Origin of the sequence: Shewanella corallii (assembly GCF_023349125.1) — a bacterium.
GTDB classification, from domain to species: domain Bacteria; phylum Pseudomonadota; class Gammaproteobacteria; order Enterobacterales; family Shewanellaceae; genus Shewanella; species Shewanella corallii.
This window is the reverse complement of sequence record NZ_JAKIKT010000001.1, coordinates 410,186-429,026: the sequence shown is the minus strand read 5'-3', so window position 1 is coordinate 429,026 and position 18,841 is coordinate 410,186. Positions and strand designations below refer to the sequence as shown.

Sequence of the window (18,841 nt, the reverse complement as noted above, 5' to 3'; positions counted from 1 at the left end):
CCGTGACTCAGGCCTTATTCTGACTATATTTCTTGGTGTGTTTGGTCGGCATGGTGGTTACCGGGTCATCCGGCCACACATGCTTGGGGTAGCGTCCCCGCATCTCTTTTTTCACATCCACATAGGGGCCGGCCCAGAAACTGGCGAGATCTGAGGTCAGCGCCAAAGGCCGACGAGCCGGTGACAATAGCTCCATGGTCACTTTAAGTTGGCCATTCAGCAGCTGCGGACTGTCCTCCATGCCGAAAGCTTCCTGCAACCGAACACTCAGCAACGCTCTGCCATCCGCCTCATAACGGACAGGCGCATGAGTTCCGGTGGCCAAAGGCCAACGGCAAGGCAATATCTGCTTGAGGCGCTGCTGTAACTCCCATGGCAAAGCATTGGCCAGCATCTCTTTGCAATTCAGCTTTCCAAGCTGCGCCAGGGTAGAGACATTATCCAGATAAGGTGCCAGCCAGTCACTCAGATTGGCCACCAAAGCAAGTTCACTGAAGTCGGGCCAATCAAAGCCGGCATCATACTCTCTTGCCAACTGCACCCTGGTACAAAACTGCTGAACATCTTCGTTGAAATCCAGCAATTGTAATCCTTTACGTTCGACCAATCCCAGCATGGCAGACTTAATCATATCCCGGTCGATATTCTGCAGACGGGAGGACTTGAGTGTAATGCTGCCCAACCGGGTGCATCGCTGGGCCGACACCCTGCCACTTTGCTCATCAAAACTGCACTCATCCACCTCTTGCACCAGAAATGCCAAAGGCCCGTTAAGCCACTCAGGCTCAAAAGCAGAAGCGAGGTAAACACGGCCAGAACTGCGCCCTTCAGACTGTTGAAAGTCAGCCACGACAAGGTATTCCTGATGCGCCAGACTGGATTCAGGAGCCAGGTTAACGCCGGTGCCATTGGCTAACTGGAATCCATCGATACCGCGACGCTTGGCGATCCTGTCCGGATAAGCCAGCGCCAGCAGCAAGCCGATATCTTTGGGATGTGCCTGACCAGCCACTGTCGTGAGGGTTTCCTGCCTGCCAAACTGTTTCAGCCAGCGGTTTGCCTGCGCCGCCAATTGACCTTTACAGGCCAGCTGCAGATAGTTACTGATATCTTCACCCCGGCGTGGCAGACCCCGTCCTTCCAAAACCGCAGCCAACATACAGGCCAGGGGCAGCAAAGATTGATCAGCCAACTCAGTTTCCAGCGTTTTTGCTTTGAGTAACATATGGGCCAGTCTAGGGTGACTACCCAGCTCATAGGCCTCTCTGCCGTGAGCCGTCAGCTTGTGCTCGGTATCCACCAATTGCAGCGACTTCAACAGCTCCCAGGCCTGAGCTTCATTGGCTGCCGGCGGAGGGGTCATCAGGCTGAGTTCATCAATACGGCGTGCCCCCCAATTGGCACAATCCAGCGCCATGGAGAGCAGATCCGTATGCAGGATTTCAGCATCTTCCGCCTTGGGCTGACGATCAAACTCATCCTGACTCCAGAGGCGCAAGCTATAACCGGGCGCCAGACGTCCGGCACGGCCGCTGCGCTGAATCGACGATGCCTGACTGATACGTTTGAGGGATAATCGGGACGTGCCGGTTTTAGGGTTAAAACCTGCATGGCGTTTGTAGCCTGAGTCCACCACCATGGAGATGCCATGTATGGTCAAACTGGACTCAGCCACATTGGTCGACAGCACCACTTTAATCCTGCCGTCCTCCAGAGGTGCGACTGCGGCATCCTGTTCCTTGCCCGTCAGCTCGCCATACAGGGGGAAAATGCCATATTTATCGCTGGGCAAACGCTGCTGGAGAAACGCCTGCAGCTTCAGGATTTCACCTTTCCCCGGCAGGAAAGCCAGCACCCCATTGTGTTTGTTGTTGGCGACCGCTTGCGGCAGAGATTGCAGCAAACTCACCAACTCCTGCCCCATATGGACAATCCAATCCTGCTGGGCTTTGGGGGCGCGGTAACAAACCTCTACCGGGAAACTGCGACCTTCGCTTTCCAGCAAAGGAGCATCCGGCATCAGAGTTTCCAGTGGTAAGCCGGAAAGTGTCGCCGACATCGCCAGAATCCTGAGGTCATCCCGGAGTGAAGCCTGAACCTCAAGCGCCAACGCCAGCGAGAGATCTGTGGTCAGGTGCCTTTCATGAATTTCATCAAAAATAATCAGGCCAATGCCGTCCAGCTCAGGAGCCTGCTGGATCATCCGGGTCAACACGCCTTCGGTTACCACCTCCAGTCGGGTCTGCTTACTGACACGGCTTTCACCACGAACACGATAACCTACTTCCTGGCCAACGTTTTGGCCACGCTGAGCCGCCACAAAGTGAGCCACACTGCGGGCCGCAACCCGCCGGGGCTCCAACATAATGATACGTCCGTTTATCTCCGGCCAGTCCAGCATAGCCAGAGGGAGTGCCGTGGATTTACCTGCGCCGGTAGGAGCCTGCAGTATGACTTGATTGGCGAGACTGAAGGCGTTTCTTAATGGAGTGAAAAGTTGTTGAATTGGCAGTTGATTCAAGGCAGAACATCATAAAGGCGCTGAAAAGTAGCGCCAGTTTACTAAGGAAGACACAGGCAAGTCCAACCTGCGCCCTCAGGCACTGATGTTCCTGTCTCCCTGACCAAGGCTGTTTTCCAGCTCATGCAGAGGACAAGGCTGAGACACTGCGTAGCCCTGCACATAATCCACACCAATCGCGCCAAGCAGTTCGCTGATCTCCTGATTCTCAACAAATTCAGCAATGGTCTGAAAATGCATGTCCCGGGAAAGTTGGCAAATAGCGTTCACAATCGCCTTATCTTTGGCATTGGCACAAACCTGGCGAACAAACTGACCATCAATTTTGACAAAATCCACATCCAACTCTTTCAGATAGGCAAAACTCGAGAAGCCGGAGCCAAAATCATCCAGCGCCAGCTTACAGCCAAGGGGCTTGAGCAGGTCAATCAGGGCGGTCGCCAGCTCTATCTGGCTGACGGCGGCGGTTTCGGTTATCTCGAAGCAGAGTCTGTCCACCAGTTGCGGCTCACTCATCAATCTGAGTTCAAGCCAGGTCATAAACTCCTGATCTTGAAGCGAGGTAGCCGACAGGTTCACCGAAACCAGCGCCAACTGCTGCCAGATATCCGGGTTGGCCGTAGCCCAGTTCAGCAGGTTGTCGACCACCCAGTGATCAACTTTGGATGCCAGGTTGTACTGCTCAGCAGCAGGTAAAAACAATGCCGGTGACAACATCTCACCGTTCTCTCTTGGCAGGCGCAGTAATATTTCCAGATGCAGTCCGGACTCATCCTGCAACAGCGGAGCAATAGTCTGGAAATAGAGTTCAAACTGGTTTTCGGCCAGGGCGCCGACAATATCCACCGATGCCAGCATTTCACTGAACAGGCGATTCATTCGCTGATCTGATGCGTTGTAAAACTGCCAGCCATTACGGCCTTCATTTTTCGCCAGTCGACAGGCAACGTCGGCCTGGGTCATCACGCTGTAGATATCCTGAGCATCCTGCGCCAACATAGCCAACCCCATGCTGGCCGTGATTCTGTGCTGGCGTCCTTCCCATTCAAACTCATGGGACTCGACCTGCTGACAAATACGTTTTGCTATGGTCTTGGCGGATTCGGGATTGCAGTAATGCATCAAGATGCCAAACTCATCTCCCCCCAACCTGGCGACAATATCCCCTTTCCGCACCAGCTGTTTCAAACGCATCGCGATTTGACACAGGAGTTTGTCACCGGCGATATGGTCGCTGATATTGTTGATCACCTGAAACTGGTCAAGATCCAGAAAGGCAATGCATACAGGCACTTGCTCATCACGACTAAGCAGCTTTTCCAGCATGGCTTCAAAATGCAGTCGATTGGGCAAGCCAGTCAAAGTGTCGTAATTGGCATGAAACGACAGCTCATCAGCCAGCCTGTGCTGCTCACTGACATCTTCCGCCATAATCACCAGATTATCGCTGTCCTGCATGCGGCTGAAGTTGAGTTTCAACCAGTGACGTGTATTTTGCCTAGCCACAATAGGCAGTTCGCACCAGGCCTGAGATAACCTGCCCTCCCGCACAATCTGGATGGTGTCCCTCAACACTTCGTGCTTTTCCTCACTGACCAACTCGTAAATGGAGTGTTCCTCAGTCAGCGGCATATTCATTCTGGCCACATGGTTGAGCATGGTAAGCCTGTCGCTGGCATCCAATACACCACAGGCCAGGGGCAATTGATTAAACAACTCCTGATAACGGCGCTCACTTTGCAGCAGGGCTCTGGCAATACGGGTCAGCTCCATCGCCGCACCAATCAGAGCCTGGGCGTGTTGCAGCTCAGATATAAAGCTGTCATCCCACTGCCTGGGTTGCTCATAGTTGACTGCCCCCACCGCTATGCGGGTTTCACCAAACACCAGCGGGGGAAGCACCAACAGACTTTTTACTCTTTGCTCCCGCAGGAACTGTTTCTCCTGCCTGGCATCCGCTGGTAACTCATTAATGTCAGGAAAATTCAGCAGCTTTGGAGTTCTGATCTGGCGACGAAAGAAAGGCATGCGCGCCAGCGGCCAGTCCTTGTTGGAGGCCATTCCGGCACCAGCCTTCACGTATAGATTGCGGGGGCGGATCCCTTTGCCGGAAAAATCTGAGCTGAGAACAAAGACTCCACCACAATGTAACTGCTGAGTGATGGCAATCAGCGCTCTGTCTACATTCTGCTCCAGAGTCACCAAAGGTGCATCGCTGAAAATATCGACCAGGGCTTGCTGCAGAGGAGTACTGTTTACTGCGGGCATGTAGGCATTTCCTTTGTCCCTCCAGAATAATCATTTATAAGGATAGAATAAGATTTTCAGCAGATAGCCCTGATTTAGCGATTTAAATGAAACGACTTTTTCTTGGATTCGCGCCTTCTGAAGCACAAACGCAGACACTGCAACAGCTACAGCAGAATTGTGCCCCCTGGGGACAACCTGTTCCTCAGGCAAACCTGCATATGACGCTGGCTTTTTTCGGTATGCTCGACCTGCGGCAGGAAGCGATATTGAAAAATACTGTAGGGGAGATGGACAGACCGCAATTCAAAGTGACTCTGGATACCTTAAGTCACTGGCCCGGACCCAGAATTCTCTGCCTGAGCGGTAAGGCCATGGATTCCGGCCTGCAAGCTATGGCCTCCACTACTCAGGACCTGGTCAAAGCGCTGGGGCTGACTGCCAGTGAGTACAGTTACACACCTCATATCACCCTGAGCCGTAAGGCCAGAGGTTTACCCCCGGAGATCTCAGCTTCCCCCATCATATTGAAGCCAACTGAACTGTACCTTTATCACTCTTACAACCCGGGCAGTGGAGTGCAATACGACATTATTCAGAGCTGGCCGTTGTCGCACTAAGCAATTTACTCATTCTCACGCTGGCCAGGGATACACCTTTGGGTGAGTGATACACGGATGCCTGCTCGCGCTCTGCACCACCGTAACCGCAAGAGCGATAAAAAGGAGCGGCGTTTAATGTTGCTTCCAATCCAAGTTCTGTAAATCCTTTGCTTAGCGCTATCCCTTCCAGGTGCCTGACCATTGCTCGCCCAACACCTTTGCCCATGGCGGCAGGTTTGACAAATATCGCTTCCAGCAAGCTGTTTTCTTCGTCCAGAAAACCTGTGGCGACATACTCATAGTCCAGTCTTATCAGGTAGAAGTGCTGCTCGACGACCTCCTTAAACCATTCAGGCATGTCACCCGAAACCCATTTCTCAAGATCTTCGTCAGCATAGTGTCCCCGACATCCATAAAGAATGGCTTCTCTTCTTAGCTCATAACAGCAAAGCGCATCCTCTCTGGACGCCTTGATAATCTCCATATTTCCCTCCGACCTTCCTTATTTGAAAGCATAAAAAAACCGCCGATAAACGGCGGTTTCTGTGTTGGCTTAAGCGCTATCAGTCTTTAATCAGCTCAGCCACAGTCAACACGCCGTGCGCAGTTGCACCGGCGCTCCACATGGGGCCTGCGGTATCTTCAAAAGAGGAAGCGATATCCATATGCAGCCACTGTGCATCCGGGCTGACAAAGCGAGACAGGAAGGCAGCTGCATTGGAAGCACCACCCGGACCGCCACCTTTTACCGCACGGCTATTGGCGGTATCAGCATAAGCTGATGGACAAGCTTCCAGATGCCAGGGATCCAGCGGCAATGGCCAAACCCGTTCACCCACAGAGGATGCCTTGGTACGGGCCAGTTCAAGCACTTCAGGCTGAGGAGAGAATACCGCGTTATACATCTTACCGACAGCCATCAGCGCAGCACCGGTCAGTGTGGCGGCATCAATAATCAAAGGTGCACCGGATTCACTGGCAGCCTGCAGGCCATCAGCCAATACCAGACGGCCTTCAGCATCAGTATTCACCACTTCAACTGTGACACCATTTTTGTAGGTCAGAATGTCACCCAGCTTGTAGGCATGACCACTGATCAGGTTCTCTGCACAACACAGGTACAACTTAACCCGCTTGTTCAGGCCCTGATGAATAGCCAGGCCCAACGCAGCGGTCACTGTGGCTGCACCGCCCATGTCGCACTTCATGCCCAGCATGCCTTCTGAAGACTTAATGCTGTAGCCACCGGAATCAAAGGTTATGCCCTTACCTACCAGGGCGGCAGAGACAGGTGCGTCTTCACCCAGCGGGTTGTAGTCCAGCTCCAGCAGCACAGGAGGGCGCTCACTGCCGCGTCCTACAGCATGGATACCCACCCATTGCTCTGCCAGCAGGGCTTCACCTTCCACAATACGATAGCTGATATGGTCGTTGGCCAAATCCTGTAACCAGTGCGCCGCCGTCAGCGCCAGCTTCACAGGAGAAAGGTTCTCCGGGGTTTCGTTAATCAACTGGCGGGCAAAATTGGCACAGGTCAGTCGCTGAGTCAGGGTTTGCTGGGTCTGCTCATCACCACACCAGTGCAGTTCATAATCCATTTTCGGGTCAACAACCCCCTGGGCAAAGGCCCATTGAGAGTCCAGATCCCACAAATCTCCGCCCAACTGGATACGGTTAACTCCCAGGCTGCGAAGCTTGCGCGCCGCCTTTTGGATTTGCAGTAATGGCAGTGAAGCAGAAATATGAATAAAAGCGGAGCTTCCGGCAAAGGTTACATCAGCTTTTCCCCAGCTGGCCTGGGGTGCTTCTTCGGTCAGGTTGACCAGCATAAGTTCCATCATCGAGATTCCTTGTTGCTTCTTGGGATACAGTTTTCCTCCAGTGTACATCTCCCCCAGTAACGAACCAAGTCGAAGGATTGACTGAAATCAGTATCTTGTTAGCCTGTAGCCTTTTCATTTCCGGGAACGAATCCATGCAATTTTCACCACCACTGGAACAGGGCAAACTACTGAAACGCTACAAGCGATTTCTTGCCGATGTGCAATTGGCCGATGGCAGCGAGATCACTATTCACTGCCCCAACACAGGCTCGATGAAAAACTGCTTGTTTCCCGGTGAAACCGTCTGGTTCTCCCGCTCCGACAACCCCAAGCGTAAATACCCCTGTACCTGGGAAATCATGCAAACTCCGGACAAGGAGCTTATCGGCATTAATACCGGGCGGGCCAATGCCCTTGCTGAGGAAGCAATACAAACAGGTGTAATTCCTGAGCTTGCCGGATACGCAAAACTGTCGCGGGAAGTCAGATATGGAGAAGAAAACAGTCGGATAGATATTCTGTTAACTGATAAAGATAAAGCAGATTGTTATATAGAAATCAAAAGCTGCACGTTAAAAGAGGATGATTGCGGTTATTTCCCGGATGCGGTTACCACCAGAGGACAGAAACATCTGCGGGAATTAATGCAAATGGTCGCTCAGGGCAAACGCGCCGTATTGCTGTTTATTGTGCAACATACCGGCATATATAAGGTGGCGCCGGCAGCGCATATCGATCCAGCCTACGCCGAACTTTGTAAGCAGGCGGTGGATGCGGGTGTTGAGGTTCTGGCATACCGTGTTGACCTGACAGAGAGTTGCAGCGAAATACGCTTTCCGTGCGATGTACTGCTATAAATTTGCAGCATAAAATTTGAAATTCCAGTAATTAGCGGACATAGTCAAAGAATTCATTCATGCAAATGAGAAAGATTTGCCTAGGTGGGTTCTTTCTGATATAGATAGCGGCCGTTCTGATTTAGACGCCCTACAACGCAATTGATGACAGGAGATGCGTTATGCCTGAAGGCACTAAAAAACTTGGCGTTCTCGCTATCGCAGGTGTAGATCCGTACCAGGAAAAACCTGGCGAGGAGTACATGAACGAGCTGCAACTGGCTCACTTCAAGAAGATACTGGAAGCCTGGCGTAATCAGCTGCGTGAAGAAGTGGATCGTACCGTTAACCACATGCAGGATGAAGCCGCAAACTTCCCTGATCCAGTTGACCGTGCAGCTCAGGAAGAGGAATTCAGTCTGGAACTGCGTGCCCGTGACCGCGAGCGTAAGCTGATTAAAAAGATTGAGAAGACACTGCAGAATATTGAAGACGATGATTTCGGCTTCTGTGACTCTTGCGGTATTGAAATCGGCATCCGTCGCCTTGAAGCGCGACCAACCGCCGACCTTTGTATCGACTGCAAAACTCTGGCAGAGATCAAAGAAAAGCAGATGGCGGGCTAATGCCTGCCTCAGGTGCGGGTTTGTGCCCGCCCTGGCTGCGTGGTTGAGCAGCATATTTTGAATAACACGTCCTATGTCGGCCGTTTCGCGCCGTCCCCCTCAGGCTCACTTCATTTTGGTTCACTGGTTGCCGCTTTGGGCAGCTATCTGCGTGCGCGCTCGCAAAATGGTCAGTGGCTGCTCCGAGTCGAAGATATAGATCCCCCCAGAGAAGTCCCTGGTGCCGCCGATGATATTCTCTATACTCTCGAGCGTTTTGGTCTGGAGTGGGATGGCAATGTGCTGTATCAAAGCCAGAGACTGGACGCCTATGAAGCCTATCTGCAACATTTGTTGGCAGACGAGCAGGCCTATTACTGTCAGTGCACCCGTAAACAGATTAAAGCTATGGGTGGCACCTATGATGGTCGCTGTGGCCGCCTGATTGAGCCGCTTAAGCAGGGGGCTATTCGTATCCGCAATCAGGCCGCAGTTGCCCGCTTCGACGACCAGCTGATGGGTGAAGTGACGACAGACCAGGCCTTTGCCGGTGAAGATTTTATTATCAAGCGCAGTGATGGTTTGTACGCGTATCAACTGGCTGTGGTGATGGATGATGCCTTCCAGGGGATAACAGAAGTGGTACGGGGAGCGGATTTGCTGGAAGCCACGGTCAGACAAATCAGTCTGTATCAACAGTTTGGATTGCAGCAGCCGACCTGGTTACACCTGCCACTGGCCAGCCTGGAACCTGGGTTTAAGCTGTCAAAACAAAACCACGCTACACCTGTTGATCCCAAATCGCCTCAGAAAGCACTGCAGGCAGCATTAGCCTTTTTGGGGCAACAACCGGTAGCAACAGAATCAGATGTCAGACTTATGCTGGCGCAGGCTGTATCCCAATTCGACCTGAGCAACTTACCCAGACAGCGTGAAATTCTGCTGAATCCGGACTGACGCACGCCTGCCAGTGCATATACTCATCCTGCGGCATTTGGTATAGAATAGCCGCCAGATTTTAACCTATTACAGTTATCGTTCCGAGGTGTCCCATTTTTCGCCGTATCAGCCAATTCTGTAAGCAACTGTTTGAAGACGCGCAGAGTAAAAACAATCCTGATCTGGAGACCCTGGACTCAGGCCTGACTCTGGAGATTATTCCACGCAGCGCGCACAACATTTCCCGTCGACAGATTAGCGAGAATGCCCTGAAGGTTCTGTACCGACTGCACAAGTCCGGCTACAAAGCTTATCTGGTGGGCGGTGGCGTGCGGGATCTCCTGCTGGGCCTGGAACCTAAAGACTTCGACGTAGTCACCAATGCAACGCCGGAAGAGATTAAAAAGCTATTCCGTAACTGTCGTCTGGTAGGCCGCAGATTCCGTCTGGCGCACATTGTGTTTGGTCGTGACGTTATCGAAGTTGCCACCTTCCGTGGTCACCACGAACAGGGCAATGAGAAGACCTCCAAGGCCAATGCCTCGGGTCGCCTGTTGCGTGATAACGTCTATGGCTCGATTGATGAAGATGCTGAACGCCGCGACTTTACCGTTAACGCGCTTTATTACGATATCAGTGATTACAGTATCCGCAGCTATGGCGGTGGTCTGCAGGATCTGAATGCCGGTGTACTGCGTCTGATTGGCGATCCTGAAAAACGCTACCGTGAAGATCCCGTCCGTATGCTGCGGGCCGTGCGCTTTGCCACCAAGCTGGATATGCAACTGGACGAAGCCACTGCAGCGCCAATCCGTGATCTGGCCCATCTGCTTAGCGATATTCCCGCTGCGCGTATGTATGAAGAAGTACTCAAGCTGTTCTTCTCCGGAAAAGGCGAAGCCAACTACCATATGATGCAGGACTTTGGCTTGTTCAGGCCTTTGTTCCCACTGCTGCACAACGGCATCAAAGAAAACCCGAAAGGTTCTCTGGCCCGTATGGTACAGATGGTGATGAGCAACACAGACGCCCGCGTGCAACAGGATAAGCCTGTGACTCCGGCCTTCTTCTACGCCGCGCTGCTGTGGTATCCACTGCGTACCCGCGCCGAAGAGATCGCCCATGAAAGCGGACTGAACCTGTATGATGCCAGCTTTGCGGCCATGGGTGATGTACTGGAAGACCAGTGTCGCACCATCAGCATTCCCCGTCGTTTTACTGCGCCTGCCCGTGATATCTGGCAGATGCAGCTGAGATTTGACCGCAGCCAAAATACCCGTGCATTCAAGTTGCAGGAGAGCCCCAAGTTCCGTGCGGCCTATGACCTCTTGTTATTGCGTGGCGAAGCTGAAGGTGGCAACGTCGCCAAGAGTGCCAACTGGTGGCAATCCTTTGTTGGCGCAGATGACGAGCTGAAATCCACTCTGGCCAAGTCCGGTGGTAAGGCGCCACGTCGCCGCAACCGCAATCCCCGCCGTCGTCGCCGTCCTACCGGCGAGAGCAATGGCGAAAACAGCAAGCCTCAGGCAGATTAATGACCAGAGTCTTTATCGCACTGGGCGCTAATCTCGACAGCCCTGAGCAACAATTAAACAGCGCCTGTGAGGCGCTGTTTACATTGGCAAAGCCGGATACCTTTGCCGTCTCTTCTTACTACCGCTCTGCACCTATGGGCGAAGTGGAACAGCCTGACTATGTCAACGCCGTGGCCTCGCTGGAAACTGACCTTGAGCCACTGATACTGCTGGATGAACTGCAGCGCATCGAGCTGGAGCAGGGGCGGCAAAGACTGGTTCGCTGGGGGCCAAGAACTCTGGATCTGGATCTCCTGCTGTATGGCGATGCCATCATTGAAGTGCCAAGACTGACTGTACCCCATTACGGTATGAATGAGCGCTCCTTTGTGCTGGTGCCGCTGGCAGAACTGGTACCTAATCTCATCCTGCCCTGCGGCACCCCACTGCAACATTTACTCACCCCTGCGCTGCAATCTGAGCTGGTTCAACTCTGACCAATACACAGGCTGTAATCATCAGCCTGTGACGGACAGACGTTGAACTTAATGCCAAGTTCACTTATAACTGCCTCTCCTGACAGATTTATAAGTACCCGTTATGTCAAAAGTAACCAGCTCAACTCTGATTAAGTTCAAACAGGAAGGCCGCAAGTTCACGGCCCTGACCGCCTACGACGCCAGCTTTGCCGGAGCGTTCGACCAGGAAGGCATTGATGTACTGCTGGTCGGTGACTCACTGGGTATGGTACTGCAGGGTCACAGCGACACCCTGCCGGTCACTGTCGAAGATATTGCCTATCACACACGCTGCGTACACAGAGGTATCGAACGCGCTCTGCTTATCGCCGATATGCCCTTTATGAGCTATGCCACTGCTGAGCAGACCATGATAAATGCCACCAAGCTGATGCAGGCCGGTGCCAATATGGTCAAACTGGAAGGTGGTGAATGGCTGCTGGAAAGCGTAAAAATGCTGACCCAGCGCGGTATTCCTGTATGTGCCCATCTTGGCCTGACTCCTCAGTCTGTGCATGTATTTGGGGGCTTCAAGGTTCAGGGACGCGATGCCGACAATGCCCAACGCATTATCAATGATGCCAAAGCGTTGGAAGCCGCAGGAGCCCAGCTACTGGTGGTGGAGTGTATTCCTGCTGCGCTGGCCAGGACCATCTCTGAGACCCTGACTATCCCGGTTATCGGTATTGGTGCCGGTAAAGATACCGATGGCCAGATCCTGGTGATGCATGATGTGCTGGGGATTTCCAGCGGCTATATCCCTCGTTTCTCCAAAAACTATCTTAAGCAAACCGGTGAGATACGCGGGGCCGTTAAAGCCTATATTGAGGAAGTTGTTGAAGGACGCTTCCCCGCAGAAGAACACACTTTTAACTAAGAGTTTTGCATGATTACCAGTGCTAATATCGCTGAAATCCGAGCCCAGATTAAAACCTGGCGTCAACGCGGTGAAACCATCGCCTTTGTCCCCACTATGGGCAATCTGCATCAGGGCCATATCACTCTGGTTAAAGAGGCCGTTCAACGTGCCGACCATGTTGTGGCCTCTATCTTTGTCAATCCGATGCAATTTGGTCAGGGGGAAGATCTGGATGCCTATCCAAGAACCCTGATAGAAGATCAGAAGGCGCTGACAGGGGCAGGTTGTGAGCTGCTGTTCACCCCAACGCCGGACATCATGTACCCCAAGGGTCTGGCTGAGCAGACTTTTGTTGAAGTGCCTGAAATCAGCGACCAGCTGTGTGGCGAGACCCGCCCGGGTCACTTCCGCGGTGTAGCCACAGTCGTGTGTAAGTTATTCAATCTGGTACAACCGGATATTGCCCTGTTCGGCAAGAAGGATTTTCAGCAACTCCTGGTCATCCGCACCATGGTAGAAGATCTGTCTATGCCAATCGAGATTATCGGTGTGGATACAGTCCGTGAGGCCAGTGGTTTGGCGATGAGCTCACGCAACGGTTACCTGACCGCAGAAGAGAAAGCCATTGCCCCGGCCCTGAAACGCACTTTGGATAAGCTGGCGGCCGATGTACAGGCTGGTGATACCCCAGAAACGGCAACTCAAAAGGCGCTGCAACAACTGGATTTGGCAGGCTTGAAGCCAGATTATATTTCAGTGCGCAACGCGCTCAATCTGGCGCAGCCCCGAAGTCAGGATAAACAATTGGTGATACTGGCTGCGGCCTATCTGGGTAAGGCCCGCCTGATCGATAACCTGGAGTTCAGTCGCTAAGTCGACGCCTCAACTACCCACTCCATAATCAAGGCCGCTCATCAGCGGCCTTTTTATCACCGACGTTTTTTTGAACTAAAGTCAAAGAACTGGCATTCGTTTGCAGCTCGGGTACAATGTTAATTTGTTGCTAAAATCTTTGATGATTTTGCTCAAGGTCAAAATGGATACGCTTGGCCGTAAATGCAGTTCCAACCAGAGCTCATCGATAAGGATATTGTTTAATGGTACTTCGTATTACTTTGTTATCAGTATTACTGCTCCCTTGGGCAGCTTACGGTAATTCCGTATACAAGTGCATGCGCGACGATAAAGTGATCTTCAGCCAAACAGCCTGCCCCTCAGAATACCGTCAGCACAGAATCGAGTACGAACTGGGTATCACTACTGAAATAGATTCAGACAAGCGGAGTGCCCCCAAAGATCACCTCCGCGAACTGCTAAGCAACCAGTCTCTCTCCAGTGAAAAACTACTTAAATTATTGGATGCCGAAATCTATCGACTACAGCAGGAAAACAGCTACTTTCAGATTCTGCAGGCAAGTGAAATCAAGAAACTGGAACGCAAACGCTACTGGCAAAAAAAGGGGCAGGATGATCCTGAGTATCTGAAAGAGAGGACGATAATCGATGAGCATTTCAAGCAGCTGACCTTGCTTAATAACAGCACCATAGAGTTGCTGGAGCAGCACAAGCAAAAACTCAGCCTGACGTCCGAACAGGCAATGAACGAGTAATCATTAAAAAATTCAATTAAAAAGGAGCGCCTGGCGCTCCTTTTTACTATCTGCTGTTTTGGAAAGTTAGCTTCTCAGGCCAATACCACGGGAAACCAGATAGTAGGCCAGGCTCCACAGGGCTACGCAAAAAGCAATCATAATGCCAATGGACAAAGGCACGCTCATATCGGCAATCCCCAGGAAACCATAGCGGAACACGTTAATCATGTAGACCACAGGGTTCAACGCCGATACGCCCTGCCAGAAGCCAGGCAACAGCGACAGGGAGTAAAACACCCCACCCAGATAGGTCAGCGGCGTCAGCACAAAGGTCGGGATGATGCTGATATCGTCAAAGCTCTTGGCAAATACCGCATTAATTAGGCCGCCCAAAGAGAATAGAATCGAGGTCAGCAGGACGGTTAGGGCCACCAGCCCAACATGTTGCACGCTGATCTCCACAAAGAACATGGCTACCAGAGTCACAATCAGGCCAACACACAAGCCTCGGGCAACGCCACCAAATACATAACCGGCAATCATCACATAGTGAGGCACAGGGGCCACCATCAGCTCTTCCAGGTTACGCTGGAACTTGGCACTGTAGAAAGATGAAGCCACGTTGGAGTAGGAGTTGGTGATCACCGACATCATAATCAAGCCCGGCGCGATAAACTCCATATAGGACACACCACCCATCTCACCAATACGACTGCCCACCAAATTACCGAAGATCAGGAAGTAGAGTGTCATGGTGATTGCTGGCGGCACCAGAGTCTGCACCCAAATACGGGTGAAACGCGTGATCTCTTTTATCAAAATCGCTTTAAAGGCCGTGAAATACAGCTTGGTCATATTCATGGCTTTTGCTCCTCCTTGACCTTTTCTACCAGTGACACAAACAGCTCTTCCAGACGGTTGGCTTTGTTACGCATGGACATCACTTCAATGCCCAAACCGGACAACTGAGAAAATACCGAGTTAAGGTTGAAATCCTTGGCAATTTCAATCTCAAGGCAATGGGTGTCGGTCAGGGTACAACGCACATCTTCCAGCGCAGGAGCCTGAGTCAAAGGCTGACGCAGATCCAGAATAAAGGTCTCCACATTCAACTGACTCAGCAGATGCTTCATGGAGGTGCACTCTATCAGCTGGCCTTTGTCGATAATGCCGATATTGCGGCACAACATCTCGGCCTCTTCCAGATAATGAGTGGTCAGGATAATGGTCACCCCTTCCTTGTTGAGGTTTTTCAAAAACTCCCACATGGACCGGCGCAGTTCGATATCCACACCTGCCGTTGGCTCATCAAGGATCAAAAGTTTGGGCTCATGCATCAGGGCACGGGCGATCATCAAACGCCGCTTCATACCGCCCGACAGCTGACGGGATTGGCTGTCACGCTTGTCCCACAGATCCAGCTCTTTAAGGTACTTTTCAGCACGTTCCAGCGCCAGGGGGCGAGGCACACCATAGTAACCAGCCTGGTTCACCACAATCTGCAGCACAGTCTCAAACTGGTTAAAGTTGAACTCCTGAGGTACCAGGCCAATACATAACTTGGCCAGCTCCAGCTCTTTATCAATACAGTGACCAAATACGGAAACCTGACCACTGCTTTTTTGCACCAGAGAGCTGATGACGCCAATAGTCGTGGACTTGCCAGCGCCATTAGGGCCCAGCAAAGCGAAAAAGTCCCCCTGCTCGACGGTCAGGCTGATACCTTTGACGGCCTCAACACCGCCCTTATAGGTCTTCCTCAGGTTATCAATCACCAATGCGCGATTTGTCATTACTCTTCCTGTGGGTATGAGGGTCTGTTGACCTTTCATGGTTGAATTTTGCTCGAGATAGACGCGCTTTAATCGCGACGCAAGGTGTGCCGCCTAGTGGGCCTAAGCAAATACCTTGCAACAAAGAGTAAAGCGCGTAAAGCCGAGCCCTTCGGGCAGCGTTTGTCGTCGCTTTCTACTGCATTAACGCTCATTTATGTAGGGCAACTACACCACAATCGCGTTGCTTTGTATAAAACAACGACAAAGTGCTGCAAAAACCATCTTCAAAGGTCAACAGACCCTAAGCAACAAATAAAAACTCCCGCTGTTGCGGGAGTTTATTTATACACTTGCTGCCGGATTAATCCAGTGGAACAACCTTGGCAATATATGGCAGGTTGCGATAGCGCTCGGCATAGTCGATACCATAACCCACGATAAACTCATCAGGGATGGTAAAACCAACGAAATCTACGTGAACATCCACTTCGCGACGCTCAGGCTTGTCCAGCAGAGTACAGAGCGCCAGGCTCTTTGGTTCACGCAGCATCAGCATTTCGCGGATCTTGGCCAGGGTGTTACCTGAGTCGATCAGATCTTCAACGATCAGTACATCACGGCCGTTGATATCAGATTGAACATCCTTGAGGATCTTCACATCACGTGAGCTGGTCATGGCATTGCCATAACTGGACACGGCCATAAAGTCGATTTCCACATGACCATGGATACGACGGCACAGATCAGCCATGAATACGGCAGAACCTTTCAGCAGGCCAACCATCAGCAGACGCTCGCTGTCTTTGTAGTGGGCGTTGATTCTCTCTGCCAGCTCATCCAGCTTTGCATCGATCTCTTTAACGGAGATCATCTCTTCAATGGTGTGTTTCATATCAGTCTCAATTGTCGTCGCTGGCGGGCTGTCTGGTAGCCCCATATCCCCAACGATCGGTTAATCTGTGTTCAACACCCAAATGGTCAAGAATTCGGGCGACCACGAAGTCTACCAGATCCTGCACCGTTTGGGGATGGTGATAAAAACCCGGTGAAGCGGGCATTACCACGGCTCCCAACTGAGTCAACTTAAGCATATGCTCCAGGTGAATAGCGTTAAATGGCATTTCCCTTGGCACAAGAAGAAGTTGGCCACGCTCTTTGAGTACTACGTCAGCTGCCCGCTCCAACAAATTGTTGCTCATACCTGTGGCAACAGCCGCCAATGTACCGGTTGAACAAGGGCAGATTACCATCTGTTTGGGCGCCGCACTGCCCGAAGCCGGCGGCGAAAACCATTCTTCTTTACTGAGTACCACAAGATCGCCCGTCACGTTCCCGGAGGATTGAGCGATACGGGCCAACAGCTGCTCACGAGCTTTTTCCGGCTGACTGGAAAGCTTCAGCCCCTCTTCCGTTGCCAGCACCACCCGGGCGGCACTGGAGATCATCAGATACACCCGGTATCCATCGGCCAGCAGACACTCAAGCAGCTTAAGGCCGTAGGGAGCACCAGATGCCCCTGTCCAGCCCAGGCTGATACTCTTGTCTTTATAAGATGCGCTCTGACTCATTAAGATTCCTTATCTGCCAATGCCTGCAGCAACTTGCCATGGACGCCGCCAAAGCCGCCATTACTCATCACCACAATATGTTCACCAAACTGGCTGCCATCAACCGCAGCTTTAACCAGAGCCTCCAGGTCGTCAAACACGGTGACCGGCACAGATGCGTTCGCCATACTGGAAGCCAGGTCCCACTCCACCTTGTCGCCTTGAAACAGCAATGCTCTGTCAGCCAACTTCATTGATGCTGCCAGGGTCTCTTTATGTACGCCGCGCTTCATGGTGTTGGATCTCGGCTCCAGTACCACAGTAATTTTATTGTCGCCCACTTTGGCACGCATCGCCTGCAGTGTGGTGGCTATTGCCGTTGGGTGATGGGCAAAGTCATCGTATACGGTCACACCGGCTATACAGCCCAGGGTTTCCAGCCTGCGTTTGGGCTGAACAAAACGGGTTAATGCGTCAATAGCAGCAGCCGGTGCGACACCCACATGGCGGGCAGCAGCAATAGCCATTAAGGCGTTCTCCATATTATGGCGGCCAATCAGCTCCCAGTTGAGGATGCCCTGACTTGTACCATCGAGGAAGACTTCAAACTCATGGCCATCTTCGGCTATCGCCTGAATAAACCAGCCTTTATCTGCCAGATTAGCGTTAAGCGTGTCCTGTTCACTCCAGCAGCCCATCTCAATCACTTCACGCACGGCTTGAGTCTGAGCAGGCCAAATCACCTTACCTTCACCCGGCACGGTGCGGATCACATGGTTAAACTGGCGCTGAATAGCTTTCAGGTCATCAAAGATATCCGCGTGATCAAACTCCAGGTTATTGATCACCAGAGTACGCGGGTGGTAATGCACAAACTTGGAGCGCTTGTCGAAGAAGGCACTGTCGTATTCGTCGGCTTCTACAACAAAGAAGTCAGTACCGCCCAGACGGGCAGACACACCGAAGTTCTGCGGAACGCCGCCGATCAGAAAACCCGGCTGATAGCCGCAATCTTCCAGAATCCAGGCCAGCATACTCGAGGTTGAAGTCTTGCCATGAGTACCTGCTACCGCCAGCACCCATTTGCCCGGCAGGATATGGTCCGCAAGAAACTGAGGGCCGGAGGTGTACTTCATGCCCTTGTTCAATACCGCTTCCACACAGGGATTGCCACGACTCATGGCATTGCCAATCACCACCAGATCCGGGTTGCTGTCGAGCTGAGACGGGTCAAAACCCTGGATCAGCTCGATACCCTGCTCTTCCAGCTGGGTGCTCATCGGCGGATACACATTGGCATCTGAGCCGGTGACCCTGTGTCCCATCTCCCGGGCCAACAAGGCCAGGCCGCCCATAAAAGTGCCACAGATCCCCAGAATATGTACGTGCATGCGCTCGCTCTTTTAGTCAGAAAAATCAGCACCATTGTACCTTTGGCAGACGGTTGTACAAGCTGGACTTAG

Annotated in this window: 18 protein-coding genes; 9 read left to right on the top strand and 9 right to left on the bottom strand. The window is 52.1% G+C overall.

What is annotated here, in order from left to right; all coding sequences use genetic code 11:
• Positions 1-7 precede the first annotated feature (7 nt).
• Both hrpB and L2725_RS01795 read right to left on the bottom strand, forming a co-directional pair.
• On the bottom strand, positions 8-2,521 hold the full coding sequence (gene hrpB / locus L2725_RS01800) for an ATP-dependent helicase HrpB (RefSeq protein WP_249247353.1): 2,514 nt from the start codon (positions 2,519-2,521) through the stop codon (positions 8-10).
• A 75-nt stretch (positions 2,522-2,596) separates the two neighbouring features.
• Positions 2,597-4,789 carry a putative bifunctional diguanylate cyclase/phosphodiesterase gene (locus L2725_RS01795; RefSeq protein ID WP_249247352.1) on the bottom strand — a complete coding sequence of 731 codons (2,193 nt, stop codon included), beginning with the start codon at positions 4,787-4,789 and terminating at the stop codon, positions 2,597-2,599.
• An 86-nt stretch (positions 4,790-4,875) separates the two neighbouring features.
• Between L2725_RS01795 and thpR the strand changes: the two genes are divergently transcribed.
• The gene (gene thpR / locus L2725_RS01790) at positions 4,876-5,388 is read left to right on the top strand and encodes an RNA 2',3'-cyclic phosphodiesterase (protein WP_249247351.1); all 513 of its coding nucleotides are present in this window, start codon (positions 4,876-4,878) and stop codon (positions 5,386-5,388) included.
• Here thpR and L2725_RS01785 read toward each other — a convergent pair.
• Together L2725_RS01785 and pepB are read right to left on the bottom strand one after the other, a co-directional pair.
• Complete coding sequence (locus L2725_RS01785) at positions 5,360-5,854, bottom strand: GNAT family N-acetyltransferase (RefSeq protein WP_249247350.1); 495 nt, start codon at positions 5,852-5,854, stop codon at positions 5,360-5,362. The genes thpR and L2725_RS01785 overlap by 29 nt on opposite strands.
• Positions 5,855-5,933: 79 nt before the next feature.
• Positions 5,934-7,211 carry an aminopeptidase PepB gene (gene pepB, locus L2725_RS01780; RefSeq protein WP_249247349.1) on the bottom strand — a complete coding sequence of 426 codons (1,278 nt, stop codon included), beginning with the start codon at positions 7,209-7,211 and terminating at the stop codon, positions 5,934-5,936.
• A gap of 134 nt (positions 7,212-7,345) precedes the next feature.
• Between pepB and sfsA the strand changes: the two genes are divergently transcribed.
• From sfsA to L2725_RS01740, 8 genes are all read left to right on the top strand, one after another.
• Entirely contained in the window at positions 7,346-8,050 is a 705-nt protein-coding gene (gene sfsA / locus L2725_RS01775) for a DNA/RNA nuclease SfsA (protein ID WP_249247348.1), read from the top strand.
• A 161-nt stretch (positions 8,051-8,211) separates the two neighbouring features.
• Complete coding sequence (dksA, locus tag L2725_RS01770; RefSeq protein ID WP_115139041.1) at positions 8,212-8,655, top strand: RNA polymerase-binding protein DksA; 444 nt, start codon at positions 8,212-8,214, stop codon at positions 8,653-8,655.
• A gap of 57 nt (positions 8,656-8,712) precedes the next feature.
• A complete protein-coding gene (gene gluQRS / locus L2725_RS01765; RefSeq protein ID WP_249247347.1) occupies positions 8,713-9,591 on the top strand; it encodes a tRNA glutamyl-Q(34) synthetase GluQRS in 879 nt (292 codons plus the stop codon).
• Positions 9,592-9,659: 68 nt separating this feature from the next.
• Positions 9,660-11,108, top strand: a complete 1,449-nt coding sequence (gene pcnB, locus L2725_RS01760; protein WP_428985261.1) for a polynucleotide adenylyltransferase PcnB — start codon at positions 9,660-9,662, stop codon at positions 11,106-11,108.
• Positions 11,108-11,584, top strand: a complete 477-nt coding sequence (folK, locus tag L2725_RS01755) for a 2-amino-4-hydroxy-6-hydroxymethyldihydropteridine diphosphokinase (protein ID WP_249247346.1) — start codon at positions 11,108-11,110, stop codon at positions 11,582-11,584. The genes pcnB and folK overlap by 1 nt, the downstream gene beginning before the upstream one ends.
• 103 nt (positions 11,585-11,687) lie before the next feature.
• Positions 11,688-12,482 carry a 3-methyl-2-oxobutanoate hydroxymethyltransferase gene (gene panB, locus L2725_RS01750; protein ID WP_115139044.1) on the top strand — a complete coding sequence of 265 codons (795 nt, stop codon included), beginning with the start codon at positions 11,688-11,690 and terminating at the stop codon, positions 12,480-12,482.
• 9 nt (positions 12,483-12,491) lie between these two features.
• Positions 12,492-13,337 carry a pantoate--beta-alanine ligase gene (gene panC, locus L2725_RS01745; RefSeq protein WP_249247344.1) on the top strand — a complete coding sequence of 282 codons (846 nt, stop codon included), beginning with the start codon at positions 12,492-12,494 and terminating at the stop codon, positions 13,335-13,337.
• Between the two features lie 224 nt (positions 13,338-13,561).
• Entirely contained in the window at positions 13,562-14,074 is a 513-nt protein-coding gene (locus tag L2725_RS01740) for a DUF4124 domain-containing protein (RefSeq protein ID WP_249247343.1), read from the top strand.
• Positions 14,075-14,140: 66 nt separating this feature from the next.
• Here L2725_RS01740 and L2725_RS01735 read toward each other — a convergent pair whose 3' ends face one another.
• The 5 genes from L2725_RS01735 to mpl form a co-directional block, all read right to left on the bottom strand.
• Entirely contained in the window at positions 14,141-14,911 is a 771-nt protein-coding gene (locus tag L2725_RS01735; protein WP_248934751.1) for an ABC transporter permease, read from the bottom strand.
• Positions 14,912-14,913: 2 nt separating this feature from the next.
• Complete coding sequence (locus L2725_RS01730) at positions 14,914-15,849, bottom strand: ABC transporter ATP-binding protein (RefSeq protein ID WP_115139047.1); 936 nt, start codon at positions 15,847-15,849, stop codon at positions 14,914-14,916.
• A 343-nt stretch (positions 15,850-16,192) separates the two neighbouring features.
• Positions 16,193-16,723, bottom strand: a complete 531-nt coding sequence (gene hpt, locus L2725_RS01720) for a hypoxanthine phosphoribosyltransferase (RefSeq protein WP_115139048.1) — start codon at positions 16,721-16,723, stop codon at positions 16,193-16,195.
• Positions 16,724-16,730: 7 nt separating this feature from the next.
• On the bottom strand, positions 16,731-17,399 hold the full coding sequence (locus L2725_RS01715; RefSeq protein WP_249247342.1) for a flavin prenyltransferase UbiX: 669 nt from the start codon (positions 17,397-17,399) through the stop codon (positions 16,731-16,733).
• Positions 17,399-18,769 carry a UDP-N-acetylmuramate:L-alanyl-gamma-D-glutamyl-meso-diaminopimelate ligase gene (gene mpl, locus L2725_RS01710; RefSeq protein ID WP_249247341.1) on the bottom strand — a complete coding sequence of 457 codons (1,371 nt, stop codon included), beginning with the start codon at positions 18,767-18,769 and terminating at the stop codon, positions 17,399-17,401. Before mpl ends, L2725_RS01715 begins: the two co-directional genes overlap by 1 nt.
• Positions 18,770-18,841 lie beyond the last annotated feature (72 nt).